Here is a 26021-nt window from a genome sequence, read left to right as displayed (position 1 = left end):
ATGGGGGAGATCGAGTGGATCAGGCCGCCGCGCCTCAACCAGGTCGTGGCCGCCTATCAGGGTTTCGCGCAGGGCGCCGGCGTCCGAACAGGACTGGTCGACCAGCTGGTCGCGTGTTCGGCGGAGGATCCGGAGTCCGCGCTGGCCGAGTGGGCCGCGCAGCCGGCAGTCCAGCCCGACCTGGTGTCACGGCAGGCCGCACTCGCCCAGGTGCCGATCCGGCACACCAACACCACCATCCGCTCGCAGGGGCCCGGCGCGTTGATCTGGGCGCTGCCCGCCGCCGTGCGCCGGCTCGACCGCGACCGGATCGCCGAACTCGTCGCGCTCACCCACGGCCCGGACTCACCCGCCCTCGACGCGGTGGTCCTGCTCGCCGACCACCTCTTCACGCCGGAGAAGCTCGACGGCCTGCCCGACGCGGAGCCGTTCACCGCGGCTGGCGCGCTGGCACAGGCCGTTCGTGGTGAAGGGCGTGGTGTCGCACGGGCGATCGCCGGCGCGCTGAACGGCGGACCCGAGCACGACGTCCGGCACGTGGCCGAAGAGCTGTACCGGAGGTCGTGGTGAGCCCGGAGGAAGCGCGCGCGCTCGCGGAGAAGTGGGTCGCTGAGCACAAGGGGCCCGAGTACAGCGTCGATCCCCAGGGCGTGCACCAGACGACCAACGGCTGGGACGTCGGGTTCGACGTTCCCGGCGAGGACGGGGTCGTCCGGGCGAGCAGCAGGTGGGCCAAGCACGGTGTCGAGGTGCACGTGCTCGGCACCTGCACCGAGCTCGCCGAGGGCAGTGCCGTCGTGCAGCCGCGGCCGTGGGAACCGGTCTACGACCCCGAGTTCGTGTCCGTGCACGGCATGACCAGCGAGCTGAGGTTCCCCGCCGTCGTCGGCTGGGTGCCCGCGGCGGGTGGTGAGCTGCACCCGAACCCGGCCCACGTGCCGCTGCGGGGGCCGTCGCCCACGACACCGGTCGAGCGCCTCCTGGCCTACGTCCAGGCGGGCTGGCTGCCGCCGGACCTCTTCGGGCACAACGCGATGCACTGTGAGGTGCTGATCGCGGGCGAGGCGTCGACCACGGCGTTCGACTACCCGGAGACGCTCGCCGTCTACACCTCGGAGCAGCTGCTGCCGCAGGGAACCACGCTGTGGCACCGCGTTTCGCTCAACACGTTCGTCACGAGGATCGTCGTGCACCGCGACTTCCGCGGGAAGCGGCCGACCTACCTGCACATCAACCCCGGGCTGAGCTTCGACACGGTGCTCAAGTGCTGGGACCTCGCCGACGACAGCTCGCAGCACCTGCGGATGTGCGGTTGCGGCAGCCACGGCACGTTCGCGGCGGAGCGGTCACCGTGGCTGAACCAGGCGGACGTCGAGGCGCTGCAACGCATCATGGAGTCCGGTCGCACCGACGCCGTGCCGCTGCGGACCATCAAGGTCGAGCTGACGCTCGGTGTGGACGACCAAGGGCGCAAGTTCGTCGTGCGGGAGCAACCGAAGCACGAGCCGAGGTTCGACACGGGCAAGTTGCGTGGCTGCCTCATCGCCGGCGCGATCGGTGACGCGTTGGGCGCGAACACCGAGAACCTGCCGATGGAGGTCGTCTACGAGAGGTGTGGCCCAGACGGCGTGACGGACCTGCCCGAGGACGCCGCCATCACCGACGACACGCAGATGACGCTGTTCACGTTCGAGGCGATGATCAGGGCGCACGTCAGCGAGCGGACCAAGGGCGACGCGAACTTCGACAACGTCGTGCAGCACGCCTACCAACGGTGGCTGCACACGCAGAAAACGCCGTGGACCAAGGCTCGCGGCATTCTGTCCACTTCGGACGAACCCGACGGCTGGCTCGTCACGCACGAGGACCTCTTCCGGATGCGGGCGCCCGGCCTCACGTGCACGAGCGCGTTGCAGGAGTTCGCCAGGACCGGCGTGCCGGGCACGATCGAGCGGCCGGTCAACGACTCCAAGGGCTGCGGCGGTGTCATGCGGGTCGCGCCGATCGCCTGGTACGCCGAGGATGCGTCGAGTGCGTTCTACGACGCGATGAGGGTGGCGGCGCTCACGCACGGGCACCCGAGCGGGTACCTGTCCGCCGGTGTGTTCGCGGTGCTGGTGCAGGAGGCGTTGCAGGGCAAGGGTTTGCTCGATGCGGTGACCACGGCGATGAAGTTCCTGGTCCGGCGGGAAGGCCACGAAGAGGTCGTCGCGGGCATCGAGCACGCCATCGAACTCGCCGCGCTGGGCGACCCGAGCGTGGCCCGCGTCGAGGAACTGGGCCGTGGCGGCGTCGGCGACACGGCGCTCGCCATCGCGTTGTACTCGGCGTTGGTCACCGACGACCCGAACGAGGCGTTGCTCATCTCGGTCAACCACGGCGGCGACAGCGACTCGACGGCGTCCATGTGCGGCAACCTCGTCGGCGCGCTGCACGGCATCGACAAGATCCGGCCGGACTGGGTGGAACGGGTGCAGTTCCGCGAGGTGATCGACCAGATGGTCGCGGACTGGCAAACCGAGACGAGCCCGGCCGCGCCGACGAGCCAGGAGTGGTTGAACCGCTATCCGCCCTCATAGGGTGACCCCATGGCGGAGAGCGACGAGCAGTACGACGCGCTGGGTGCGATCTACGAGCGTGCCAAGCACATCCCGACCGGACTGGCGGAGCGCGCCACCCTGCTGTCGGCGGTCGGTGACCTGCTCGGCAAGTCGGTGCTGGACGTGGCCTGCGGAACCGGGTTCTACGCACGGCTGTTCCACGACCTCGGCGCGACTCGCGTGGTCGGCGTCGACTCGGCCGGCGAGATGATCGGCTACGCGCGTTACGTCGAGGAACGCGAACCGCGCGGCATCACCTACGAGCAGCACGACGCGACGACGTTGCCCGTGCTCGGCGAGTTCGACGTCGTCACGGCCGTGTGGCTGCTCGGCTACGCGGAGGACGAGCAGGCGCTCGACACCATGATCGCCAACCTGAAGGCGAACCTCGCGGAAGGCGGCCGGCTCGTCGTGCTGGTGCCGAACCCGGACGCGGACTGGGACCTGCTCGCCCAGTACGGCCGCTACGGCTACGAGGTCACCCGCACCGGCCCGATGAACGTGAAGCAGCCGGTCAAGGTGCACGTGCTGGGCGACCCGCCGTTCGACTTCGACTCCTTCTACTGGGAGCGCGGGGTGTTCGACGCGGCGCTGACCCGGGCGGGTCTCGCCGAGGTGGCGCGCCATCCGGCCGTGACGCCGGACGACGAGCGCGGCGAGGAGTTCTGGGGCCCGTTGCGGACGTCCCCGAGCTTCGGCGTCTTCACGGCCGTGCGGGGCGTCCAGTGATCGTTCTCGCCGTAGACCTCGGTACCACGGCCACGAAGGTCGCCGCGGTGGACGCGCAGGCCCGCGTCGTCGCCCAGACCGAACGTGCCTATCCGATGCACACCAGTGGTCTCGAAGCCACCCATGACCCGCAGCAGGTGCTCGCCGCCGCGTTCGACGCGCTGCGCGAGCTGGCCTCGCCCGAGGTCCGGGCCATCTCGCTGACCGGCGCGATGCACTCGATCATGGGCCTGGACGCCGATCTGCGTCCGGTCACCGCTGCGCTGAGCTGGGCCGACAACCGCGCGGTCGAGCAGACCGAACGGTTGCGGGGCACCGAGGAAGGCCGTGCGCTGCACCAGGCGACCGGCGCGCCGATCCACTCGTTCACGCCGCTGATGAAGCTCGCCTGGTTCCACGAGCACGGCGTCCGCGCCGCGAAGTGGTGCCAGATCAAGGACTTCCTGCACCTGCACCTGACCGGCGTGCTGGTCAACGAGTACTCGTCCGGCTCCGGCACGGGCCTGATGAACATCCACACCCTGCAGTGGCACGAGCCGTCCCTGGAGTTCGCCGGCGTCACGGCCGATCAGCTCCCGCCGCTGGTCGAGCCCACCCACTCCACGCCGCTGACGGCCGAGATCCCCGGTCTGCGCCCCGGCATCCCCGTGATCGTCGGCGGTGGCGACGGGCCGCTGGGCAACCTCGGCGTCGGCGCGGCGTCACCGGGAGCCGGCGCGGTCTCGCTCGGCACGTCGGGCGCGCTCCGGGTGGCTCAGCGGGGACCCGGTGTCGACCCCGAGGGCCGCACCTTCAGCTATGCCATCGGTGAGGGCCTCTGGGTTCGCGGTGGAGCGATCAGCAACGGCGGTGTGGTCGCGCAGTGGGCCGCGGAGATGTTCAAAGTCCCGGTCGGTGAGCTGCTCACCCAGGCCGCCGACGTCGACTCGGACGGCCTGGTCGCGCTGCCCTATCTGCTCGGCGAGCGCGCGCCGTGGTGGGACCCGACGGCACACGCCGCGTTGCTCGGCCTGCGCCGCGAACACACCCCTCCGCAGATCACCAGGGCGTTGGTCGAGGGTGTGTGTCAGCAGTTGGCGCTCGTGCTCGAAGCCGTGCCGCACGTGGAGTCGTTGCGGATCACCGGTGGCGCCTTCCGTTCACCGATCTGGGCCCAGACGCTGGCGAACACGCTCGGGATGCCGTTGCACCTCACCGAGGACACCGGGGGCTCGGCCGTGGGTGCCGCGCTGCTGGCGTGGCGCGCGCTGGACGAGATCGAGTCGTTGACCGTCGACCTCGTGCGGCCGATGCAGACGATCACACCGGACGAGGGGCTCGTCGAGAGGTACGCGAAGGCACGGCCGTTCGTCGCGAAGGCCTACTGGGCGCTGGAAGAGCTGTACGAATCACATCGTTAGCAAAGAAAACCTTTTGCCATCCAGACGAGGATGGCGGTGTGGACCTCGCCCCCTTCAAACACGTCCTGATGCTGCCAGGAGTCCGGCCGCTGGCACTGCTGATGTTCTTCGCGAGGATGCCCCCGGCGGCGACCGGCGTGATCCTCACGTTGCACGTCGCGGTGACGCTGGACCAGGGCTACGGCGCCGCTGGGCTGGTCGGGGCGGCCGGCACGATCGGCATGGGCCTCGGCGCCCCGCTGATGGGGAAGCTGATCGACGAGCGCGGCCTGCGGTCGATGCTCGCGATCAGCGTCACCGCCTCGGCGGCGTTCTGGCTCACCGCGCCGATGATGGGCTACTGGACGTTGCTGGTGACGTCGTTCGCCGTCGGGCTGCTCGGCGTGCCGATGATGTCGATCGGCCGGCAGGTGATCACCGCACTGGTGCCGGAGAGCCGGCGCCGGGTCGCGTTGTCGGTCGACTCGATCTCGGTCGAGCTGTCGTTCATGGGCGGGCCGGCGCTCGGCGTGTTCGTCGCGACGAAGTTCTCCACGAACGCCGCGTTGCTGTTCATCGGCGCCTCGATCCTGCTCGCGGGAGTGCTGCTGTACTGGGTGAACCCGCCGATGGTCCACCAGGACGAGGTCGTCGACGGACCGAAGCCCCGCGTCTTCGAGTGGATGCGCGGACGGATCGTCGGCGTACTGGTCGTGTGCGTCGGAGCGACCGTGTGCCTCGCGGGCATGGAGGTCTCGGCGATCGCGTCGCTGGAGCACATCGGCAAGCAGAGCTGGCTCGGCCTGGTGTTCTTCGCGATGTGCGCGGCGTCGATCGTGGGCGGCCTGGTCTACGGCGGCGTGAAGCGGGCACCCAGCGTGCTCGTGCTGCTGGTGCTCATGGCCGCCCTGGAGATTCCGGTGGGCCTGGGCGACGGCAACGTGCTGCTGCTGTGCCTGCTCCTCGTGCCGATGAACCTCATGTGCGCGCCGTTGATCGCGGCGTCCGGCGAGCACATCAGCAGGCTCGCGCCGCCCACCGCCCGCGGCCTCGCGCTCGGGTTGCAGGGGTCGGCGTTCACCATGGGCAACGCGATCGGCGCGCCGGTCGCCGGTGTCGCGATCGATCGCGGTGGGGCGCCCGCCGGGTTCGCGATCGTCGGCGTGATCGGGCTGCTGGTGGCGGGCGTCGCCTGGCTGCTGGCCAGGTCGCGTAAACCCGTTGCCAGTCAGGTGACGATGGCACCGTGAACCTCGCCCCGTTCAAACACGTCCTGGCGCTGCCGGGGGTCCGTCCCCTGATGCTGCTGATGCTGTTCGCCAGGATCCCCCCGACGGCGGCGGGTGTGACGGTGACGTTGCACGTCGTCACCACGCTCGACAAGGGCTACGCGGCGGCCGGCACGGTCGGGTTCGCGACCATGATCGGCCTCGGTCTCGGGTCGCCGCTGATGGGCAGGCTGGTCGACGGCAAGGGCCTGCGGTTCGTGCTGGCGCTGAGCGTGCTCGAAGGCGCCTTCTGGGTGACGGCGCCGCTGATGGACTACTACGTGCTGCTCGTGCTCGCGTTCGCCAACGGGCTCGTGGCGGTGCCGGTGATCTCGATCGGCCGCCAGGCGCTGACGGCGCTCGTGCCCGAACCGGAGCGGCGGCCCGCGTTCTCGCTGGACTCGATCTCGGTCGAGCTGTCGTTCATGGTCGGGCCCGCGGCCGGCGTGCTGCTCGCGACGAGGTTCTCGACCGGCACGGCGCTCGTCGCGATCGGCGTGGCGATCCTGGCCGCGAGCGCGGTGCTCTTCGTCGTGAACCCGGTGCTGGTGCACGAGGACGAGGACGTCTCCGGTCCGCGACCGCGCGTGCGGGAGTGGTTGCGCGGGCCGGTGATCACGGCGTTGATCGTCCCGTTCGGCGCCACGATGGTGTTGTCCGGCATGGAGATCGCGTCGATCGCCTCGCTGGAGCACGCGGGCAGGCAGAGCTGGCTCGGCCTGATCTTCGTGGTGATGTGTGCCGCCTCGGCCATCGGCGGGCTCGTCTACGGCAGCCTCAAACGGGTGCCGGGCGGGGTGGTGCTGCTGGCCTGCATGGCGTTGCTGGAGATCCCGGTCGGCCTGGCCGACGGCAACGTGGCGTTGCTGGCGCTCGCGCTCATCCCGATGAACTTCGTGTGCGCGCCGACGATCACCGCCTCGACCGAGCTGATCAGCAGGCACGCGCCGCCCTCTGTCCGCGGGCTCGCGCTGGGACTGCAGGGGTCCGCGTTCACGTTCGGCGTCGCCGCCGGCCAGCCGCTCGCGGGGATCGCCGTGGACCACAGCGGACCCCCGCTCGGCTTCGTCGTCGCCGGTCTGGCCGGACTGGTGGTCGCCGGCCTCGGGTGGATCTTCAGCCGCCGACGTCAGGCGGTCTCGGTCACGTCCTGAGCGGAGTTGGCCAGCGCGAAACCGGTCCGGAGCGCGCCCACGGCCTCGGACACGGCCTCGCGGAAGATCCCGCCGACGCCGAGCACGTTCGCGAAGCCGTGGAACAGGCCCTCGTGCCGGCGCAGCACGACCGGCACACCCTCGGCCGCCAGCCGTTCCGCGAAGGCCTCGCCCTCGTCGCGCAACGGGTCGTAGCCAGCGGTCGCGATGTAGGTGGGCGGCAGGGTCGACAGGTCCTCGGCCAGCATGATCGACAGGCGCGGGTCGTGCCTGTCGTCGGCGCCGTACTGCTCCATGAACCAGTCGATCTTCTCGTCGGTGAGGAAGAACCCGTTGCCGAAGATCTCGCGGGAGCGGCGGCGCACCGAGGCGTCCACGGCGGGGTAGAGGAGCAGCAGGAACGCGAGGTCGACCTCGGCGCTGTGCGCGGTGACCGCGGCCAGGTTGCCGCCCGCGCTGTCGCCGCCCAACGCGATCCGCCTCGGGTCGATGCCCAGGTCCTCGGCCTTCGTGACGGCGTAGCGCAGCACCTCCGCCGCGTCGTCGGCCGCGGCGGGGAACGGGTACTCCGGCGCGAGCCGGTAGTCGGCCGCGAGCACCCGGACACCGGCCTCCCTGGCCAGGAACCGGCAGAGGTTGTCGTGGCTCTCCAGACTGCCGGTGACCCAGCCGCCACCGTGATAGAAGATCAACAACGCGGAGCCCGCCGCGAGGCCGTCCGGCGTGTAGAGACGACCGGCGAACTCCCCGATCGTGAGCTCCCGCGTACCCACTCCGGTGATCTTCGGACCGGAGACGAGCTTCGTACTCAACTCCAGGTCCAGTCGGCTCTCGGATGCTGTCCTCGTGCGCCACCCCGTCCCGGACAGCTGCTGGAGCTTGAGCAGCAGCTGCGCCTCGGGGTGCAGGTCCTGGCCGTCCAGGCGGATCGGGGTACCGGCGATGAGCCGGCGCACAGGACGGGGGAGACCGAACGCGAAGCGGAGAGCACCGGCCAGCGCGGCCGCCTGGAAGTTGGACATGTGGTGCAGGTTACTCGCGAGTAGTGCTGGATCTCCAGGTAGCTGGAGGTGGAAGGATCGTTGTCATGACGGTGACGGTGGTGGGCATCGGGGGCTCGATCAGGTCCGACTCGCAGTCCGAACGGGCGCTGCGGGTGGCCCTGGAGGGTGCTCGCGAGATTGGTGCGGAGACGATCCAGTACAGCGGCCCTGACCTGGTGCTCCCGTTCTACGACCCGTCCGTGCCGGACCGCACGGACATCGCGATGAAGATGGTCGAGGACCTGCGCAGGTGCGACGGCGTGATCGTCGTGTCGCCCGGCTACCACGGCACCGTGTCCGGTCTGGTCAAGAACGCCCTCGACTACATCGAGGACCTGCGCGACGACGAACGCCCGTACCTCGACGGCCGCGCGGTCGGCACCATCACCGCCGCGTACGGCTGGCAGGCCGCGGTGAACACGCTCGCCGCCGTCCGTTCGATCGTGCACGCGCTGCGCGGCTGGCCGACCCCGCTGGGCGCCGCGATCAACTCCGCCCAGGTCAAGTTCGACGGCGACGGTGCCTGCTCGGACGCCGACGTGGACCGCAACCTGCGGGTGATCGGCCGTCAGGTGGCCGAGTTCGCACTGCGGCAGGCGTCTCGACTGGACGTGAACTGAGTCACGACCGGGCAGATAAGTCGTGCACGATGCGTTCTCCTGGAGTGAAGGCAAGCCACTGACTCGAGGGAGAGCGGAATGGAAGCGCTGTACACGGCTGAGGCGACTGCTTACGGCGAAGGCCGCAACGGCGAGGTTCGTTCATCCGATGGTGTGATCGACGAGGTGCTGTCGATCCCGAAGGAGATGGGCGGCCCCGGCGGTGACGCGACCAACCCGGAGCAGCTGTTCGCGGCCGGTTACTCCGCGTGCTTCAACTCCGCCATCGCAGCCGTCGCGCGCGCCGGGAAGATTCAGGTCGCTTCCTCCGAGGTAACCGCCAAGGTGGGGATCGGTTCCAACGGCACCGGCGGCTTCCAGCTGGCCGTCGAGCTCGCGGTGAAGATCCCCGGACTCGACCAGGCGGTCGCGGAGAAGCTCGTCGAGCAGGCCCACCAGGTCTGCCCGTACTCGAACGCGACGCGCGGCAACATCGAGGTGGCGCTCACCGTCACCGTCTGAGGAGGCGCGTTTCACCATGGCCAAGAACCCGATCACCAGCCCGTTGGCTGACGCCGACCGCGATGCCGTCGGAGCGGTGCTGCAGGCAACGCTCGTCGACCTCGTCGACCTGTCCCTGGTCGGGAAGCAGGCGCACTGGAACGTGATCGGCAAGAACTTCCGTAGCGTCCACCTCCAGCTCGACGAGCTTGTCGTGCTGGCGCGCACCGCGGCCGACCAGGTCGCCGAGCGCGCGGCCGCTCTCGGTGTCACGCCGAACGGCACGGCGAAGACGATCGCCGCGTCGTCCGGCGTGCCCGAGATCGAGACCGGCTGGCTGAAGGAGGACCAGGTCGTCAAGTCGATCACGGCGGTGCTGGCGTCGCTGATCACCCGCATGCGCACCCGCATCGACGAGACCGACAAGCCGGACCTCGTCACCCAGGACCTGCTCATCGGCATCACGCAGGAGCTGGAGCAGGCGCACTGGATGTGGCAGGCCCAGTCGGCTTAGTGGTGTGGCAACGTTCCGAGCCACACCACTAGAACATCAGCTGACGGACGGCCCGCTCCTCGACGGAGCGGGCCTCATCCACTTTCCCGGCCAGTTCGTCGTAGTCGCCGCCCCTGGCGATCTCGGACCAGAGCCGGCCCGCCGCCCTGAACTCCTCGGCGCCCGGGAGGTCGTTCTCGGCGAGGAACTCGGCGTAGAGCGGCCGGGTGGCGCCCGGTGCCGTGTACTCGGCCTCCAGACAGTCGTGCAGCCGTTGCCTCACGAACCCCGGATCGCCGGCCCAGCGCTGCGCCCAGCCGTTCTTCCCCTTGTCGCGCAGCTGTTCCGCGAGCTTGCGCATCCCCGAGAACCCGAAGTTCACGTCGAAGTTGTTTCCGAGCACCGGCCCCGTGAGGTGCTCGCACGTCATCCGCACGGCTGCCGCGACGTCCGGCTCGCCCGTCCGCTCGCCGATGGTGATCATCTCGTGCTTGCCCTGTCCCCAGCTCGCCATGAACTCGTCGAGCGCCTGGACGTGCGTGCCGCGGTTGTGCACCGTGACCGCGTCCCCGTCGACCCCGAGCACCCCGACCGGGTGCTTCTCCTTGCCCAGCAGGCAGATCACCGGCCCGTCCGCGGCTCGGAGCCTGGCCTCGGCCTTGCGAGCGGACGTCGTGGACGTGACCTCGTGCGCGATGTTGGCGTGCTGGAGCGCGGTGGGGATGAACGGCGCGGGGTGGTGCCGCGCCACGATCGTCATCGTGGGCGTGTGTCCCTTGTACTCGAACACGAAGTACATGAACCCGATGCCGCCCGCGAGCCCGGCGAGCATCGCCTCGGACCACTCGTCGTCGAGCATCTCCCGCAACAGCCAGGAATCGTGCATCTGCCCAGCAGGCCGAGGATCCTTGAGCACGTGCCTGCGCGCGGTGGTGTAGGACTCGCCGGTTCGCTCCATCCGGGCGCGAACCAGGCGCTTGAACGACTTCTGCTCGGTCATGGCGTGCCTTTCGCGGACGCGCGCGAGCCGTTCCCCACGCCCTGCTCCGCTCGTCCGGGCCGCATTCGTGCACACGACTGACCGGCGCCGGGAGGACAGGAGTCCCCTTTGCCTCCGCGACGCCGGTCAGCGTGGGTGACCGATCAGGAGGTGAGGCGCTCGGCAGCGCCGTCACCCAGGTTACTTCCGCCCGGAATCAGATGGGAAGGTGGCGCCGCGCGAAGTCCACCTCGGCCGCCGTCTGCCGCATCGTCTCCGCGACGACCAACGAGCCGTGGCCCGCGTCGTAGCGGTACATCTCGTAGGTGTGCCCACGGGCGGCGAGCGCGTCGAGGTAGTTGTCGATCTGCCGGATCGGGCAGCGCGGGTCGTTCTCGCCCGCGAGGATCAGCACCGGCGCGGTGACCTGGTCGACGTACGTGAGCGGCGAGCACTCCTTGTACAGCTCCGGCAGCTCCTCCGGTGAACCGCCGAACAGCGCGCGGTCGAACGCCCGCAGCGGTTCCATCTCGTCCTCGTACGCGGCGAAGTAGTCCGCGACCGGGACGCCCGCGATGCCGACGGACCAGCGTTCCGGCTGGGTGCCGACGCCGAGCAGGGTCAGGTAACCGCCCCACGAAGCTCCGTTGAGGACGGACTTCGCCGGGTCCGTGAGCCCGGACTCGACCGCCCAGTCGTGCACGGCGGCGATGTCCTCGAGCTCCGTGATGCCCGGCCGGCCCTCGATGGCGTCACGCCACTTCGAGCCGTAGCCGCTGGAACCGCGGTAGTTCACGTGCACGGTGGCGAACCCGGCGTCCAGCCACACCGCGCGGTACGCGGAGAAGCGGTCCTCGTCGGAGGAGTGCGGGCCGCCGTGGATCAGGAAGACCGTGGGGAACGGGCCTTCGCCCTCCGGCTTCGAGACCAGCGCGTGCACGTCGCCGACGAACACGTCCTCGAGCTTCGCCGAGGTCGCGGGCTTGGCACCCTGCGGCTCGACGAGCACGCTCTCGGTGCCGTCGGTGGCCAGCGCGCGGATCACCGTGGACTTCTCGGCGGACGACCACGAGTACTCGACGGTGCCGTCCGGCCGGACGCCCGCGGAGCCGATCACGCCGGGCGCGGTGTCCAGAGTGGACAGCTCGCCGGTCGCGAGGTCGTAGCGGTGCACGGTGTTGCGGGCGTGGTGGGTGTGCACGATCAGCAACGCGGACGCGTCCGGGTACCAGTCGGCGGCGACCTCGCCCGGCAGGTCGACGACGATCTCCTGCTCGGTGTCGGCGGCGACGTCCCAGATCAGCAGCTCCTCACGGCCGCGGCGCTCGTGCAGCACCAGCAGCCGCTGGTCGCCGCGCACCGGGCTGAACGAGATGGCGTCGAGGCCCTTGCCCTTGCCGTCCCACTTCTCGGCGACCGTCTCGCCGTTCTCGGCGTTGAGCGCGCGCAGGGCCATGTGCCGGTTGTCGCCGTGCTCGGAGTGCGCGATCACGACGAGCGACTCGTCCTTGGCCAGCGCGGTCACGCCGGCGTCGTTGACGTGCTGGTAGAGCACCTCGCTCGTCCCGTTGCGCGCCAGCCACACCGTGGTGCCGTCGTCGGTCGAGGCGGCCACCGCCGTGACGGTGCGGCCGATCTCCAGACCGGCCGGGTAACCCGGCGTCACGTCCGCGACCGCGGGCTCTGGCTTGCTGCCGTCCGCGTGGAACGGCTCGCGCACCCAGACGCCGAACTCGTCGCCGTCGTGGTCGTCGAACCACCAGATCTCGGTGCCGTCCGGGTTCAGCGTGGCGTGCGACGTGCCGTTCGGGCGGTCGGTGACCTTGCGGTGCTCGTCGGTCGCGCGGTCCCAGGAGTAGATCTCCCACACGCCACTCGCGTTGGAGACGTACAGGGTCCGGTCCGGTGCGTCGTCGGCCCAGCCGGGCAGGCTCATCCGGGGAGCGGTGAACCGCTCGCGCCACCGGGTCTCGGCGGCCGGGTCCTCGAAGAGCCGGTCCGGAACGTTGGGAGAGGGATGCGTCGTCACGTCTCAACACTAGAGTCAGACGCCGCATCAGGTGACCTGCGGAGCCTATTGCCGGCGCAGTTCCTCTTCGAAGATCTCGTCGACCTTGCGGGACGCCCGCGAGAGCACCCTCACCGCGAGGACGGCCACCGCGACCCCGGCCGCGACGGCGGCCGTGACCCAGGCCGAGGTCAGCAGGTAGGCGATGGCCAGCAGTTGCAGGAACACGACGGTCTGGGCCGCGACGATGAGCCACGACCGATGAGCAGGCCTGACGGCGGAGGCGGAGTTCATGCGACTTCTCCCGAATTGTCACCGAGTGCCGAACCACCGCCTACGTCGATTGGATCAAGCCGGCCGTTACGCAACGTGAGTTGAACCGTCAATTTCCCCTGAACGGGTTAACTTTGCGTATTCGTTTGGAATAGTCCGGGCCGGGACCCTGCCGCAGCTTCGCGCCGCGCCCGAGCCCGGCCTCCCGGGCGGCACCTTCTTCGGCCCGGCCGGCCTGTTCGAGACGCGCGGCCGGGTGGTCGAGGCGAAGTTCAACCGGGACGCGACCAACCCGGCCATCGGCAGGCGGCTCTGGGCGGCGGCGGAGGAGTTGACCGGCGTTCGCTACCTCTGAGCGCCGCGGTGGGAAATGATTCGGGAGTTCGTTGTCCGGCGGTTTCTCTCGCAATCGCGATGAAAAACAGATCAGCCCCTGTCCGCATTTCTGCGAACAGAGGCTGATCTGTTTGTTTCAATCGGGGTGACAGGATTTGAACCTGCGACCTCTTCGTCCCGAACGAAGCGCGCTACCAAGCTGCGCCACACCCCGGCTGGGAACGAGTAGAACTCTACATCATGTCCGCCCCAGCACCGAATCGGACCCCCTCATTACGGCCCTGACCAGGCGTGACGGGCCGCGGAACCAGGGTCAGCAGGGACGCCTCCGGAGGGCAGCAGAACCGCACCGGCGCGTACGGCGAAGTGCCCATCCCCGCCGAAACGTTCATCCACATGTGCGAACCCCACCGCGAGACACCGCGGGCACGCGAACGGTCCAGTTCGCAGTTCGTCACCAAAGCGCCGTAGAACGGCACCCGCAACTGTCCGCCGTGGGTATGTCCGGCCATCACGAAGTCGTAGCCGTCGGCGGCGAACGGGTCCAGCACGCGCGGCTCCGGGGAGTGCGTGACGCCCAGGCGCAGGGCGGCGGACGGGTCCGGGGTGCCGGCGATGTCGGCGTAACGGTCGCGCTTGAGGTGCGGGTCGTCGAGGCCCGCGCAGAAGATGTCCTGGCCGGCGACGGTGATCGTCTTGCGCAGATGGGTGAGGTCCTCCCAGCCGCGCTCGATCATGCCCGCGCGGAGGTCGCGCCACGGCAGCGTCACGCCGTGGATGCGCTTGGTCTTGGAGGACGGCAGCAGGTAGCGCACCGGGTTCTTGAGCCTGGGCGCGTAGTAGTCGTTGCTGCCGAACACGAACACGCCTGGCTTGTCGAGCAACGGGTTGAGCGCGCGCAGCACGCCGGGGACGGCGTCCTTGTGCGCGAGGTTGTCGCCCGTGTTCACGACGAAGTCCGGGTTCAGGTCGGCCAGGGAGGCGACCCAGCGCTGCTTCGACACCTGGTTCGGCGTCATGTGCAGGTCTGAGATGTGCAACACGCGGATCGGCTTGGCACCGGGGGACAGGACGGGCACCGTGGCGGTGCGCAGGGTCCAGTGCCTTCTCTCGATTCCCGCGGCGTACGCGATCGTCGCGGCACCGACGGCGGTCGTGGCAAGGAGGGCTCGGCCGAGCTTGTTCACGTGTCAAGGGTACGGAAGACGGTTAACTCGATCGGCGCGGCATCCCGCGGGCGGTACCGTTCTGCGCCATGGCGGAGTTGAAGACGCGGCTGCAGAACGACCTGACTGCGGCCATGAAGGCCCGGGAGACGGTCACGGCGGGTGCGCTGCGGATGGCGCTCACCGCTGTCACGAACGAGGAGGTCTCGGGCAAGCAGGCCCGTGAGCTCTCCGACGACGAGGTCGTGAAGGTCCTCACGCGGGAGGCGAAGAAGCGCAAGGAGGCCGCCGAGGCCTTCGACGGTGCCGGTCGGGCCGAGAAGGCCGAGCTGGAGCGCCAGGAGCTCGCGGTGCTGGAGGCCTATTTGCCCGCGCAGCTCGACGACTCCGCGCTCGCGTCCATTGTGGACAAGGCCGTCGAGGCCGTCGCCGCGCAGCTCGGTGAGACGCCGGGACCGAAGCAGATGGGCCAGGTCATGAAGGCCGTCAACGCCGAGGTCGCCGGACGCGCCGAGGGTGGCCGTGTCGCGGCCGCGGTGAAGTCCAGGCTCACCAGCTAGTGCCACGTGCCGCAGCGGCCGAAACCGCTGCGGCACCCCAGTTCAGAACGCCCTGTCGACCGCGTCCGCGAACTCGCCCATCGACCCGAACTCCAGGTCGTAGCTGTAGTCGCCGGACGGCTGGGGCGTCGCGCCCCACCCCGGCCGGTCGCGCCGCCGGTTGATCCACACCGACGGCAGCCCCTCCCGCTTGGCCGGGACGTGGTCGTGGAACAGGCTCTGCGCCACGTGCAGCAGCCCCGAACGCTCGATGCCCAGCGAACCGAGTGTCGTGTCCAGCGCCCGGAAGTGGTTCTCGGCGGGCTTGTACGCGCCGACGTCCTCCGCGGTGATGATCGCCGCGAAGTCCCCGCGCAGCTGCCGGTTGCTGCCCGCGAACCCGTCGCGGTGCACGTTGGACAGGATGATCAGCCGGTAGTGGGAGGCGAGGCGCGCCAGCGCGTCCGCGGAGTCGGGGAACGCCGGCCAGTCCGGCACCGACGAGCCCAGCCGCCGAGCCCACTCGTCGCTCACCGGCCGCCCGAGCACCTCGCCCGTGCGGCGGAACGCGGCCGCCAGCACGTCCGGGTACAACGCGGCCGGCGTCTGCGCCGCCACGGCCGCCTCCTGGTCCGCGTAGGCGAGGAGCAACTCCTCGTCGGAGAGCTCGAGCCCCTCCGACCGTGCCCACGGCGCGAGCACCGCGGCGATACCGGTCTCCCAGTCGATCAGCGTGCCGTAGCAGTCGAAGCTGAGTGCCTGGAACTTCGTCAGGTCCATGACGCGAACTGTAGTACAGTTCAACTGTAGGGCAACCCGTTAAACTGGCCACATGGCAGCCCTCGACGGCCTCGAAGTGCGCCGCACCACCACGGCCCAGCAGCTGGCCGACGGACTGTCCGAACGGATCATGGCCGGCGCCTTCGGCCCTGGTGACAGGCTCAGGGAGAGCGCGATCGCGGCCGAGCTGGGCGTCGCGCGCAACACCATCCGCGAGGCCGTGCGGATCCTGGAGCTGACCGGCCTGGTCCGCTACGAGGTCAACCGCGGCGCCGTCGTCATCGCGCCCACGCCGGAGAAGATCGAGGCGCTCTACACCGCCCGCGAACGCCTGGAGACCGCCGCACTGGCCCGCACGCCACGGCCGGAGCAGCTCCAGGCGATCACCGAGGCGTTCGACAGGCTGCGGGAAGCCGCGCGGACCGGCGACGTCCGCGCGATCGTCGACCGCGATCTCGCGTTCCACCAGGCGATCGTGGCGCTGCTCGACAGCACGAGGCTCGACGAGTTCTACGCCGCGTTGACCAAGGAGCTGCGCTTCTACCTCACGGTCCTCACCAGGTCCGAGACGCCGGACGAGGTCATCGCGGAGCACGCGGCCATCCTCGACGCCATCCGCCTCGGCGACCGCGACCGGGCGGCCGCCGAGATCCGCGCCCACGTCGACGCGAGCGTCGGGCGCCTCAAGGAGATGCTGGCCGGCCGCTAACGGGTCGGTCTGGGGTCGGTCGGCAGCGTGATCGGTGGCCTGTTGCCGTTGCCGGGATTGCCAGGATCGCCGGGATTGCCCGGTGGCGGCGGCTCGTTCGTGGGTGGCTGGTTCGTCGGTTCCGGTGCCACCGGCGGCGGCACGTACCCCGAGCTCACCGACAGCGCGATCACCGTGCCGCGCAACGCGTTGCCGCGCGGCGACTGGCTGACGACCGTCCCCTTCGGCTGGTCGGAGTTCATCGTCTGCTGGCTCGACCGGTAGCCGGCCTGCTCCAGGATCCGCACGGCGTCGTTCGCCTGCCTGCCCACGACGTCGGGCACCTGGATCTCGCGGCCACCCTTCAGGTACCGCTGTTCGACCTGCGGAAGCTGCGACACCGGTAGGTTCGCGTGCAGCTTCGTCATCGTCTCGAACCACGTCTTGGCCGGGACCGTGCCGCCGAAGATGTTGCCGTTGCCGCACAACCGGGGTGTGCCGGTCACGCAGATCGGGCGCGGGTTGGTGCCGTCGTTGAACGTCTGCACCGCGCCCGCGAAGTCCGGGGTCGCGCCGATGAACGCCGCCGACTTGTACTCCTCGGTGGTGCCCGTCTTGCCGATCATCGGACGGGTCCACTTCGCGTTGCGGGCGGCCCCCGCGGCGGTGCCGTTGCCCACGTCGTCCTTGCTCATGCCGACGGCGAGGCCGTTCGCGAGGCCCTCGGCGACCACCTGCTCGCACGGCGCCTCGTTGACCGGGACGGACTTGCCGTTGCGGTCCAGCACCTTCGCGATCGGGGTCGGCGGGCACCACTTGCCGCCGCTCATGATGGTCGCGGCGACGTTCGCCAGCTCCAGAGTGGACACCGGCGCCGGGGACAGGGTGAACGACGCGTTGCCGCCGTTCTGCTTGTAGAACTCGGTCTGCGAGATGCGGTTCTGCTTGTCCTTGGCCTTCGGGTCCGGCCGCGTGCCCTGCAGGTTCGTCGCCATCGTCTCGCGCATGCCGAGCCGCGACGCCATGTCGACCACCGCGTCCATGCCGGTCTGTTCCTCGAGGATCACGAAGCCGGTGTTCGGCGAGGTCGCGAGGGCCTGCTGCAGCGTCATCGACGACGGGTAGTTCGAGTCGTAGTTCGACAGGCAGTACCAGCGCGTGCCCGGTTCCCCGGTGCTCGGGCAGCGCTGGGCGCCACCCTTGAAGACCCGCGAGGTGTGCGAGGTCGGCGTCTGGATGACGTTCTCGATGCCGAGGCCCTTCTCCAGCGCCGCCGCGGCCGTGAAGACCTTGTAGACCGAGCCGGCGCCGAACTTGTTCTCCACGCCGCTGGGCAGGTCGTACGTCGTCTGGCGCAGGTCGGCCTTGAGTCCGTAGTCGCGGTTCGCGACCAGTGCCAGCACGTCGTGGCGCTCCTTGCCGGGCTTCACGATCGCCATCGTGTTCGCGATGCCCTCGGTGGTCTTGGGGATGCCCGCCTCGGCCGCCGCCTTCGCCTGCTGGGTGGCTGCTCTGTCCAAAGTGGTCTGAATCGTGTAGCCACCGGTACGCAGCTGCTCTTCACTGAAACCCGCGCGCTGCAAGTAGTTCACGACGTACGAGCAGAAGAAACCGTTTTCCGGACCGGCGCCCACACAACCGTTCGGCGGTGTGCGGACCGGAGTCGCGAGACCCAGCCCTTCCTTCTTCGCCGCCTCACCCGCGTCGTGCGACAGCTTGTCGTTCTCGACCATCCTGTCGATCACTTTGTTGCGCCGGTCCAAAGCCTTGTCCGGATACGCCTCGGGGTCGAGTGCTGACGGACTGTTCACCATTCCGGCGAGCATCGCGGACTGCGGAACCGTCAACTTGTCCGGCGTCGTGTTGAAGTACGCCTGTGCCGCCGCGGCGATGCCGTAAATGGTTGAACCAAAAGGAACGACGTTGAGGTACCGGGCGAGGATCTCCTCCTTGCCGAGCTTGCGCTCGAGCTGCAGCGAGATCCGGGCCTCGCGCATCTTGCGCGCGATGGTCTGCTCCTGGGCCTTGGCCTGCTCCAGCTTGTTGTTCCGCGCCACGACGTGGACCAGGTAGTTCTTGACGTACTGCTGGGTCAGCGTGGACGCGCCCTGCGTCACGGCGCCGCTGACCTGGTTCGTCAGGCCGGCGCGGATGGTGCCCTTCCAGTCCACGCCCTGGTGCTCGTAGAACCGGCGGTCCTCGACCGAGATCAGCGCCGCCTTCATGGTCGGCGAGATCTTCTCCGGTGGTGTCAGGACTCTGTACTGGTCGAACAGGTACGCGATGGGCGCGCCGTCCTTGTCGGTGACCGTCGTGATCAGCGGGGGGTCGGTGGTCACGAGGTCGGCCGAGATGCTGTCCACGGTGTCGCTCGCGCGGTTGGACACGAGGCCCGTCGCGCCCACGACTGGGAACAGCATGCCGGCGAGGAGAACCCCAGCCAGCAGGCACAGGCCGAGCATCTTGAGCACGCCATTCCTGACTCGCACGCAGGTCAGCGTACGCCGTACACGAACGGGTGAAGGTGATCAGTAAGTGCCGTTACTCAGCATGAGTAGAGATACGCAAGACAGGTAACAGTCGGGTGACCCAGGGTTGGACGTGGAACCGAACGGCACTACAGTCCGTCAACGTCCAAGGAAAGCAGCCGTGGCTCGAACGCTACGGCATCCGTGGCAGGGGTGTGGCGGATTTCCAACATTTGGACAGCACTGAGGAGTGGGGGATATGAACCAGGGGGATTGGCGTATCAACGCTTCGTGCCGTGACGAAGAGCCGGACCAGCTCTTCGTCCGAGGTGCGGAGCAGCGCAAGGCGAAGCTCGTGTGCCTGGGTTGCCCGGTGCGCATGGAATGCCTGGCCGAAGCGCTGGACAACAAGATCGAGTTCGGGGTCTGGGGAGGCATGACCGAGCGCGAACGCCGTGCTTTGCTGCGCCGCCGTCCGGACGTCGACTCGTGGTTCGAGTTGCTCGACAACGCTCGTCAGGAGCACGTCGAGGACACGAGGGTCGGCTAGGACTCACTCCCCGGCGAGCCGGCGGCCCATCTCCCGTAGGCCGTCGAGGTCGTGCACGTCAGCAGGCAATGCGGGCACGCCGACCAGCGCGACACCGGGGTGAGCACGTGTGAACCGGGCGAGCAGTCGCTTCTCACGATCGGCGACTGCCACCCGGTCCGCATGCAGCCGCAGCACCGCCGCGGCGAGCGGAGCCTCACCGGAACGGTCGAGGTCGTCCGCCGCGGCGAGCGCGTTCGCCGCCGGCAGGTCCGCCGCGAGCACGGGATGGGTCCTGTTCGCGACCAGCCCGCACAACGGCATCTTCTCGGCGCTGAGCCGCTCCACGAAATAGCTGGCCTCACGCAACGCGTCGGGTTCCGCCGCCGCGACGACCACGAAACCGGTTCCGGGTGAGCGCAACAGTTCGTACGTGCGCTGGGCACGTTCGCGGAATCCGCCGAACATGCTGTCGAAAGCCTGAACAAAGGTTGAAGCGTCCTGCAACAGCTGGCCACCGACGATCGTCGACACGGCCCGCGTGAAAAGGCTGAAACCGGTTCCGACGATCTTGAGCAGGCCGCGGCCGCTCGCCCGTGCCGGCGCCGAGAGCATCCGGATGAACCTGCCGTCGAGCACCGTCGAGAGCCGCTGCGGAGCGTCCAGGAAGTCGAGCGCGGACCGGCTCGGCGGGGTGTCGACGATGATCAGGTCCCACTCGTCCTGCGCCACCAGCTGGCCCAGCTTCTCCATCGCCATGTACTCCTGCGTGCCGGAGAACGACGAGGAAATGGTCTGGTAGAAGGGGTTCGACAGGATCTGGTCGGCCCGGTCGCGGCCCGCGTGGGTCAGCACCATGTCGTCGAACGTGCGACGCATGTCGAGCATCATCGCGAACAGCTCGCCCTTGGGCTCGAAGCCGTCGACGACGACCTCGCGCGGGTGGTTGTCCAGTTCGCGCAGGCCCAGCGACTGCGCGAGGCGCCGGGCCGGGTCGATCGTCAGCACGACCACGCGCCTGCCGCGTTCGGCCGCGCGCAACGCCAGCGCCGCCGCCGTCGTCGTCTTGCCCACGCCGCCGGACCCGCAGCACACCAGCACGCGGGTGTCCAGGTCGTCCAGCAACGGGTCGAACTCGAGCCTGGTCACCGCACACCCGCCGCGACCAGCACCTCGGCCAGCTCGTACAGCGCGGCCACGTCCACCCCGTCCGTCAGTTCGGGCAGCTCGACCGTCGGCAGGTCCGACTCGCCGAGCAGCTCCTTCGCCTCCTGTTGCGACTGCACCCGGATGGCGTGCTCCACCGTCTCGTCGACCAGGCCCTCGAGCGTGAACTCGTCGAGGTCGAGCCCGGCGGCCGTGAGCCCGGCGCGCACCCGCGACTCGTCGACCCTGCCCTCGGCGGCGACCGGGATCGACCGGGCCGGCAGGCGTTCCGCGTGCACCCGGTTCACCAGCACCGCACCCGGCCGCAGGTCGGCGCCGTCGAGTTCGGCGACCGCGTCCAGGGTCTCGCGCACCGGCATCTCCTCCAGCAGCGCCACCAGGTGCACCGCGGTGTCACCGGAGTGCAGCAGCCGCACGACGCCGTCGCTCTGGCCCTTGATCGGCCCCACCTTGGCGAGGTCGGCCATGGCCTTGGTGACGTCGAGGAACTTGACCACCCGCCCGGTCGGCGGCGCGTCGAGCACGACCGCGTCGTAGAGGTGGCGGCCGTCCGCGCCGGTCCGGTTGACGCACTCCTTGACCTTGCCGGTCAGCAGCACGTCCCGCAGGCCGGGCGCGAGCGTGGTCGCGAACTCGATGGCGCCCATCTTGCGCAGCGTGCGGCCCGCGAAACCGAGGTTGTAGAACATCGCCAGGTACTCGAGCAGCGCGGCTTCGGCGTCGACGGCGAGCGCGTGCACCTCACCTCCGCCGGGCGCGGCCGCGATCCGCTCCTCGGCGTAGGGCAGCGGGGCCCGGTCGAACAGCTGGGCGATGCCCTGCCTGCCCTCGACCTCGATCAGCAGCACCCGGCGGCCGCCGGTGGCCAGCGCGAGCGCCAGCGCCGCCGCGACCGTGGTCTTGCCGGTGCCGCCCTTGCCGGAGACCACGTGCAGGCGGGCTCGGGTCAGCTCCTCGGTCCACGACGTCACACGTCCAGACTAGGTGTGAAATCGGCCGGAGGTGGACCGGTCGGTCAATCGACCATGGTGAGGAAGAGAACGGCCATGGCCGTCGCGGCGACCAGTGCCCAGGCCACGACCGATGGCAGCCACAGCGCGATGCTCGCCGTGACGACGACCACGACGACGAGTCCGATCAGCCCTGCCTGCAGGACCTGTGCGCGCCGGCTGTGCTTGCGGTCACGCACCTGGGCCATGGCGACGAGCACCATCACCAGCCCGCCGAGCGCGAACAGGCTGGTGGCGACGATCCGCCAGGTCTCCATGTGATCAAGGTAGCCCGAAGTGCGTGAACCGCGCAGAGGGCGATCGGGTGGCAAGTTAGGCTCCGCGCATGACGAAGTGGGAGTACGCGACCGTGCCGTTGTTGATCCACGCCACGAAGCAGATCCTCGACCAGTGGGGCGAGGACGGCTGGGAGCTGGTCACCGTGCTGACGAATCCGACCGGTGAGCAGCACGTCGCGTACCTGAAGCGGGTGAAGGCATGAGCACCTGGAGCACCCGCCTGAAGGACCTCGGCATCGAGCTGCCCGCCGTCGCCGCCCCGCTCGCCGCCTACGTGCCCGCCACCCAGAGCGGCTCGTGGGTGTTCACCTCCGGCCAGCTGCCGTTCGTCGACGGCAAGCTCCCCGCCACCGGCAAGGTCGGCGCCGAGGTCTCCCCGGAGGAGGCCAAGCAGTACTCCGCGACCTGCATCCTCAACGCGCTCGCCGCCGTGGACGCGCTCGTGGGGATTGACTCGATCAAGCGAGTCGTGAAAGTTGTCGGGTTCGTGGCCTCCGCCGAGGGCTTCACGGGGCAGCCGGGTGTCGTGAACGGTGCCTCCGAACTGCTCGGTGAGATCTTCGGAGACGCGGGCAAGCACGCCCGGTCGGCCGTGGGGGTCGCAGAGCTGCCGATCGGCGCTCCAGTGGAGATCGAACTGATCGTCGAGGTGTGACATGTCGGACACGTGCCACGAACTGCTGCTGCGGCTCGCCGGGCGCCTTCCGGACGACCTGCTGTGGCGGTACCGGGACTGGGCGGCCTCCGACGCGTATGCGGTGCTCGCGCGGTCGCTGCCCCGGACCCTGCTGCACGGACGCATCCCTCTGACCGATCATGAACTGCGCCTTTTGCAGGGCGCGCTGGTGCCCTACGGGGCGGAACCCGGTGCGGTCAGTTCGGTCAAAGGGCTGGACGAACTGCCCCCCACCGACTACACCTTTTCCCCGGAATCACCCGATCGGGTGGCGATGGGGGATTCCGCGACCGTCGTCCTCGGTGCCACGTTGCGAGGCCGGCACGGGGTCGGGGAGGTTCGCACCTGCTGGCGCATCGGTCCCTCGGGGATCAACCGCGTCCTGCTGGTGGCGGCCACCACCGGCCACGCCCGGCTGACCGGCGAGTTGCAGCGCGTGCTTCGGGCGTTGGGCGAACACGACCCGTGCGTCGAGGTCGTGCCGTCCGGTCTGGACCTTCCGCCCTACCACCGGGCGGCGTTGGCGGCATCGGAGCTGGTGTGTGCCGGCGCCGAGTCCGAGGAGCACCTGGTGCTCAGCTAAGGAGACATGACGTGACGAACGACGGTGTCGGCCTGCCGGTCCGTCTGCACGATCTCCTGCTGTCGATGGCCGGGCGCGTCGACGACGACGCCCTGTCGCAGGCACGCGAGTTCCTCGCGGTCGGAGAACTGGACCGATCGATCGAACTGCTCGTCGGCACGCTTCTCGCGGGCAGCATCCCCGTGCTGCCGGACGAGCGCGCGGCCATCACGTGGATCCTGCACGAGGTGCGCTCGGACGCGGCGTTCACCGACCGCCTGCCGGTGGTCGAGATGCTGCCGTTCATCCGGCACCGCTTCACGTCCGAGACCGACCCGGTCTCGGACATCGCCGGTCCGCTGTCGCGTGCCGTGTCGGTGCTGCCCGACGTCCGTTCGGTGCGGTGCGTCTGGCGCTCCTCGCCCACGGGGTCCACGCCCGGCCCGCTGCCACAGCGGGTGGTGCTGGTGGACATCGGTCCGCAGGGATTCGCGCCCGCGACCGCGTACCGGGTCGACTCGGTGCTGCGCAAGGCAGGCGTCCGCGCCGCGGTCGAGGTGCTGACCACCGGCGCGCAGCTCGGCGACTACCACGCGTCCGCGATGACGTCGTCGCGTGCGGTGCCGGTCTCCGGAGCGCCGATGGCGGCTCCCGCGCCCCAGCCGGCCATGGCCCACGAGACCGCGGCCTGGTTCGACCAGAACGAAGAGCTTCCCGCTCCGGCGCCGGTGGCCGAGCCGACACCGGCGCCGGAGCCACAGGAAGAGACCGGCTCACGTCGTACCCGTTCCGCACCGACGCTGGAGGGGTCGCAGCCCTTCCCGCCCAAGCCCGTGAAGCGCATCCCGATGGTGTCCGCCGAACCCGAGGCCGAGACGCTCCCCGAGCCGGTCCCGATCAACCGGGCCGAGGTGACCACCGAGCTCAAGGCCGACGAGCTGGCGGCACTGCAGGCCGCCCTCGCCGAGCCCGCCGAGCCGTCCTCGGTGGACGCGAACCTCAGCGAGCGCGAACGGGCCCTGTTACAGCAGCTGCACGAGGAGCTGGCGCAGCGGGAGCAGACGACCGGGGCGAACGGCTCCGACAGCGGCCGCTGGCAGATCGACCGGTCGTCGCGTCCGTCGGCGTTCGGGGCCACGAACAACGGCCACCAGTCTCAGTAGCCGGTCCGCAGGTACTCGAGCTGGGCCTGCACCGACCACTCGGCGGCGGGCCACAGCACCCTGTCCACGTCCGCGTAGACGACCTCGACGACCTGGCGCGGGGTCGGCGCGCCGCCCAGCTGTGCCACGGCGCGGCGGACCTGTTCCAGTCGTTGGGTGCGGTGCGCGAGGTACATCCGTGCGGCCTCGCCGGCGTCCGCGAGCTCCGGGCCGTGACCGGGCAGAACCGCGGTGTTCTCCGGTAGTTCGGCGAGCAGCTTCAGCGATTCGAAGTAGTCGCCGAGCTTGCCGTCCGGGTGCGCCACGATCGTCGTGCCGCGGCCCAGCACCGTGTCGCCGGTCAGCACGGCCTCGCCGTCGATCACGAAGCACAGCGAGTCGCTGGTGTGGCCGGGCGTGCCGAGGACGCGCAGTTCCAGGCCGGAGCTGGTGATCACGTCACCGTCCACGAGGCCTTCTGAGCCGTAGGTGAACGTCGGGTCGAGCGCGCGCACCGGGGCCTTCACCAGCTCCGCGAACGCACGGGCGCCGTCGGAGTGGTCCGGGTGGCCGTGGGTCAGCAGGATCTCGGAGACCGGGCCGAACGACGCGACGCGCTGGAGGTGCGCGTCGTCGAGCGGACCGGGGTCGATCACGACGTACGACTCGGCGTCCGGCGTCTTGAGCAGCCACGTGTTCGTGCCGTCGAGCGTCATCGGCGACGGGTTGTCGGCCAGCAGCACGGCGGCGTGCGGGGTGACCTGGCGGAGCTCGCCGTAGAGCGGGTGCGCGGCGCGGGCGCCGATCAACGGGGAGCCGCTCACGGCAGCACCACCCGGATGACGTCGCCGTCGCGGATCAGCTTGGGGATGATCTTCTCGACGCTGCGCTGCTCGGCCATCACCTTCTCGACGCTGCCCAGAGCGCCCACCTCCTCGAGCGTGCGCCAGGTGGGCGCCATGAGCATGCGGCGGCCATCCTTGGCGTCCCGGACGGCTGCCGCGGGCGTCTGCCAGGACGCGTCGGAGGCTTCGGTCGTCTCGCCGTCCGCCTTCTGGCCCGACGGCAGCGCGGCGACGAAGAAGCGGGTGTCGTAGCGGCGGGGTTCCTCGCGCGGGGTCACCCAGTTCGCCCACGGCCGCAGCAGGTCCGCCCGCAGGACCAGGCCTTCGGAGGCGAGGAACTGGGCCAGCGAGAGCTCGCGGTCGACCAGCTGCCGGCGGGCCTCGGAGTAGGCCGAGGTGTCCGCGACGACGGAGGTGGCGTCGGGACCGGCCAGCAGGACGCCGGACTCCTCGAACGTCTCGCGCACGGCCGCGCACACGAACGCGCGGGCCAGCGACTCGTCCACGCTGAAGACCTCGCCCCACCACCGCGGCAGGGGACCGGCCCAGGCGACGGACGTGTCGGCGTCCCGCCGGTCGACGCCCCCGCCGGGGAAGACGGTCATGCCGCCCGCGAAGGCCATGCCCGTGACGCGGCGCAGCAGGAAGGCCTCCACGCCCTCGGCGCCGTCGCGGAGCAGGACCACGGTGACGGCATCGCGGGCCTCGGCGGGTTGGGAGACGGGCTGCGCGGGTACCAGGTGTCCCGGCAGGGTCATGTCGTCGGGCATTCTCCGAGCGTACGACCGCGCTTACCCGAGGATGGTGTG

The 26021-nt window shown here is 69.8% G+C and carries 28 protein-coding genes and 1 tRNA gene; 16 read left to right on the top strand and 13 right to left on the bottom strand.

From position 1 onward, the window contains the following. Genes ACRSBM_RS38965 through ACRSBM_RS38940 form a run of 6 tightly spaced genes read left to right on the top strand, consistent with a single transcriptional unit; the run spans position 1 to position 7130 of the window. Positions 1-570 (top strand): hypothetical protein, encoded by a 570-nt coding sequence (locus ACRSBM_RS38965; RefSeq protein ID WP_434451730.1) that lies wholly within the window; start codon positions 1-3, stop codon positions 568-570. Beyond that, positions 567-2579: an ADP-ribosylglycohydrolase family protein gene (locus ACRSBM_RS38960; protein ID WP_434451729.1), complete on the top strand. Its 2013-nt coding sequence runs from the start codon at positions 567-569 to the stop codon at positions 2577-2579. The genes ACRSBM_RS38965 and ACRSBM_RS38960 overlap by 4 nt, the downstream gene beginning before the upstream one ends. Positions 2580-2588: 9 nt before the next feature. Next, entirely contained in the window at positions 2589-3329 is a 741-nt protein-coding gene (locus ACRSBM_RS38955) for a class I SAM-dependent methyltransferase (RefSeq protein ID WP_434451728.1), read from the top strand. Then, a complete protein-coding gene (locus tag ACRSBM_RS38950) occupies positions 3326-4729 on the top strand; it encodes a gluconokinase (RefSeq protein WP_434451727.1) in 1404 nt (467 codons plus the stop codon). Before ACRSBM_RS38955 ends, ACRSBM_RS38950 begins: the two co-directional genes overlap by 4 nt. 38 nt (positions 4730-4767) lie before the next feature. Beyond that, positions 4768-5958 carry an MFS transporter gene (locus ACRSBM_RS38945; protein WP_434451726.1) on the top strand — a complete coding sequence of 397 codons (1191 nt, stop codon included), beginning with the start codon at positions 4768-4770 and terminating at the stop codon, positions 5956-5958. Further along, on the top strand, positions 5955-7130 hold the full coding sequence (locus ACRSBM_RS38940; protein ID WP_434451725.1) for an MFS transporter: 1176 nt from the start codon (positions 5955-5957) through the stop codon (positions 7128-7130). Before ACRSBM_RS38945 ends, ACRSBM_RS38940 begins: the two co-directional genes overlap by 4 nt. On the opposite strand, the gene ACRSBM_RS38935 is transcribed toward ACRSBM_RS38940, so the two are convergent. Continuing rightward, the gene (locus ACRSBM_RS38935; protein ID WP_434451724.1) at positions 7106-8152 is read right to left on the bottom strand and encodes an alpha/beta hydrolase; all 1047 of its coding nucleotides are present in this window, start codon (positions 8150-8152) and stop codon (positions 7106-7108) included. The two genes, ACRSBM_RS38940 and ACRSBM_RS38935, sit on opposite strands and share 25 nt — an antisense overlap. A gap of 65 nt (positions 8153-8217) precedes the next feature. On the opposite strand from ACRSBM_RS38935, the gene ACRSBM_RS38930 reads away from it, so the two are divergent. The 3 genes from ACRSBM_RS38930 to ACRSBM_RS38920 all read left to right on the top strand — a co-directional run bounded on the left by ACRSBM_RS38930 (position 8218) and on the right by ACRSBM_RS38920 (position 9787). Continuing rightward, positions 8218-8793, top strand: coding sequence for an NADPH-dependent FMN reductase (locus tag ACRSBM_RS38930; protein WP_434451723.1), 576 nt, complete (start codon positions 8218-8220; stop codon positions 8791-8793). Between the two features lie 78 nt (positions 8794-8871). Then, a complete protein-coding gene (locus ACRSBM_RS38925) occupies positions 8872-9294 on the top strand; it encodes an organic hydroperoxide resistance protein (protein WP_030477612.1) in 423 nt (140 codons plus the stop codon). A 16-nt stretch (positions 9295-9310) separates the two neighbouring features. Beyond that, on the top strand, positions 9311-9787 hold the full coding sequence (locus ACRSBM_RS38920) for a Dps family protein (RefSeq protein WP_434451722.1): 477 nt from the start codon (positions 9311-9313) through the stop codon (positions 9785-9787). Between the two features lie 28 nt (positions 9788-9815). On the opposite strand, the gene ACRSBM_RS38915 is transcribed toward ACRSBM_RS38920, so the two are convergent. The 5 genes from ACRSBM_RS38915 to ACRSBM_RS38895 all read right to left on the bottom strand — a co-directional run bounded on the left by ACRSBM_RS38915 (position 9816) and on the right by ACRSBM_RS38895 (position 14549). Continuing rightward, on the bottom strand, positions 9816-10766 hold the full coding sequence (locus ACRSBM_RS38915; RefSeq protein WP_434451721.1) for a hypothetical protein: 951 nt from the start codon (positions 10764-10766) through the stop codon (positions 9816-9818). 196 nt (positions 10767-10962) lie between these two features. Next, positions 10963-12774: a prolyl oligopeptidase family serine peptidase gene (locus ACRSBM_RS38910; protein WP_434451720.1), complete on the bottom strand. Its 1812-nt coding sequence runs from the start codon at positions 12772-12774 to the stop codon at positions 10963-10965. A gap of 45 nt (positions 12775-12819) precedes the next feature. Beyond that, on the bottom strand, positions 12820-13047 hold the full coding sequence (locus ACRSBM_RS38905; RefSeq protein ID WP_434451719.1) for a hypothetical protein: 228 nt from the start codon (positions 13045-13047) through the stop codon (positions 12820-12822). Positions 13048-13502: 455 nt separating this feature from the next. Continuing rightward, positions 13503-13576 (bottom strand) — tRNA-Pro (locus ACRSBM_RS38900). Between the two features lie 19 nt (positions 13577-13595). Further along, the gene (locus tag ACRSBM_RS38895) at positions 13596-14549 is read right to left on the bottom strand and encodes a metallophosphoesterase (protein WP_434451718.1); all 954 of its coding nucleotides are present in this window, start codon (positions 14547-14549) and stop codon (positions 13596-13598) included. 68 nt (positions 14550-14617) lie between these two features. Here ACRSBM_RS38895 and ACRSBM_RS38890 point away from each other — a divergent pair, with 68 nt between their 5' ends. Continuing rightward, positions 14618-15088 carry a GatB/YqeY domain-containing protein gene (locus ACRSBM_RS38890; protein ID WP_434451717.1) on the top strand — a complete coding sequence of 157 codons (471 nt, stop codon included), beginning with the start codon at positions 14618-14620 and terminating at the stop codon, positions 15086-15088. Between the two features lie 42 nt (positions 15089-15130). Here the strand turns inward: ACRSBM_RS38890 and ACRSBM_RS38885 are convergent, their stop codons facing one another. Then, positions 15131-15847: an HAD-IA family hydrolase gene (locus tag ACRSBM_RS38885; RefSeq protein WP_434451716.1), complete on the bottom strand. Its 717-nt coding sequence runs from the start codon at positions 15845-15847 to the stop codon at positions 15131-15133. 52 nt (positions 15848-15899) lie between these two features. On the opposite strand from ACRSBM_RS38885, the gene ACRSBM_RS38880 reads away from it, so the two are divergent. Beyond that, positions 15900-16556, top strand: a complete 657-nt coding sequence (locus tag ACRSBM_RS38880; RefSeq protein WP_434451715.1) for a GntR family transcriptional regulator — start codon at positions 15900-15902, stop codon at positions 16554-16556. On the opposite strand, the gene ACRSBM_RS38875 is transcribed toward ACRSBM_RS38880, so the two are convergent. Beyond that, positions 16553-19024: a penicillin-binding protein gene (locus ACRSBM_RS38875; protein ID WP_434451714.1), complete on the bottom strand. Its 2472-nt coding sequence runs from the start codon at positions 19022-19024 to the stop codon at positions 16553-16555. The genes ACRSBM_RS38880 and ACRSBM_RS38875 overlap by 4 nt on opposite strands. A gap of 238 nt (positions 19025-19262) precedes the next feature. Here ACRSBM_RS38875 and ACRSBM_RS38870 point away from each other — a divergent pair, with 238 nt between their 5' ends. Then, the gene (locus ACRSBM_RS38870) at positions 19263-19553 is read left to right on the top strand and encodes a WhiB family transcriptional regulator (RefSeq protein ID WP_434451713.1); all 291 of its coding nucleotides are present in this window, start codon (positions 19263-19265) and stop codon (positions 19551-19553) included. 3 nt (positions 19554-19556) lie between these two features. On the opposite strand, the gene ACRSBM_RS38865 is transcribed toward ACRSBM_RS38870, so the two are convergent. From ACRSBM_RS38865 to ACRSBM_RS38855, 3 genes are read right to left on the bottom strand one after another with little or no spacing between them, the layout of a single operon-like run. After that, positions 19557-20681 (bottom strand): ArsA family ATPase, encoded by a 1125-nt coding sequence (locus tag ACRSBM_RS38865; RefSeq protein WP_434451712.1) that lies wholly within the window; start codon positions 20679-20681, stop codon positions 19557-19559. After that, positions 20678-21670, bottom strand: coding sequence for an ArsA-related P-loop ATPase (locus tag ACRSBM_RS38860; protein ID WP_434451711.1), 993 nt, complete (start codon positions 21668-21670; stop codon positions 20678-20680). Before ACRSBM_RS38860 ends, ACRSBM_RS38865 begins: the two co-directional genes overlap by 4 nt. Before the next feature lie 44 nt (positions 21671-21714). Beyond that, positions 21715-21966, bottom strand: a complete 252-nt coding sequence (locus ACRSBM_RS38855) for a hypothetical protein (protein WP_434451710.1) — start codon at positions 21964-21966, stop codon at positions 21715-21717. 68 nt (positions 21967-22034) lie between these two features. Between ACRSBM_RS38855 and ACRSBM_RS38850 the strand changes: the two genes are divergently transcribed. From ACRSBM_RS38850 to ACRSBM_RS38835, 4 genes are read left to right on the top strand one after another with little or no spacing between them, the layout of a single operon-like run. Then, a complete protein-coding gene (locus ACRSBM_RS38850; RefSeq protein ID WP_086668176.1) occupies positions 22035-22190 on the top strand; it encodes a DUF4177 domain-containing protein in 156 nt (51 codons plus the stop codon). After that, a complete protein-coding gene (locus tag ACRSBM_RS38845; RefSeq protein WP_434451709.1) occupies positions 22187-22642 on the top strand; it encodes a RidA family protein in 456 nt (151 codons plus the stop codon). The genes ACRSBM_RS38850 and ACRSBM_RS38845 overlap by 4 nt, the downstream gene beginning before the upstream one ends. A gap of 1 nt (position 22643) precedes the next feature. After that, positions 22644-23246 (top strand): hypothetical protein, encoded by a 603-nt coding sequence (locus ACRSBM_RS38840; protein WP_434451708.1) that lies wholly within the window; start codon positions 22644-22646, stop codon positions 23244-23246. 11 nt (positions 23247-23257) lie between these two features. Then, entirely contained in the window at positions 23258-24388 is a 1131-nt protein-coding gene (locus tag ACRSBM_RS38835) for a hypothetical protein (protein ID WP_434451707.1), read from the top strand. Here the strand turns inward: ACRSBM_RS38835 and ACRSBM_RS38830 are convergent. Together ACRSBM_RS38830 and ACRSBM_RS38825 are read right to left on the bottom strand one after the other, a co-directional pair. Further along, positions 24382-25191: an MBL fold metallo-hydrolase gene (locus ACRSBM_RS38830; RefSeq protein WP_434451706.1), complete on the bottom strand. Its 810-nt coding sequence runs from the start codon at positions 25189-25191 to the stop codon at positions 24382-24384. The genes ACRSBM_RS38835 and ACRSBM_RS38830 overlap by 7 nt on opposite strands. Beyond that, positions 25188-25982, bottom strand: coding sequence for an NUDIX hydrolase (locus ACRSBM_RS38825; protein WP_434451705.1), 795 nt, complete (start codon positions 25980-25982; stop codon positions 25188-25190). The genes ACRSBM_RS38830 and ACRSBM_RS38825 overlap by 4 nt, the downstream gene beginning before the upstream one ends. Positions 25983-26021 lie beyond the last annotated feature (39 nt).

The sequence above is a fragment of the Lentzea xerophila genome (assembly GCF_051094245.1).
Lineage (GTDB): Bacteria > Actinomycetota > Actinomycetes > Mycobacteriales > Pseudonocardiaceae > Lentzea > Lentzea xerophila.
This window is presented reverse-complemented; position numbering and strand designations above follow the sequence as displayed.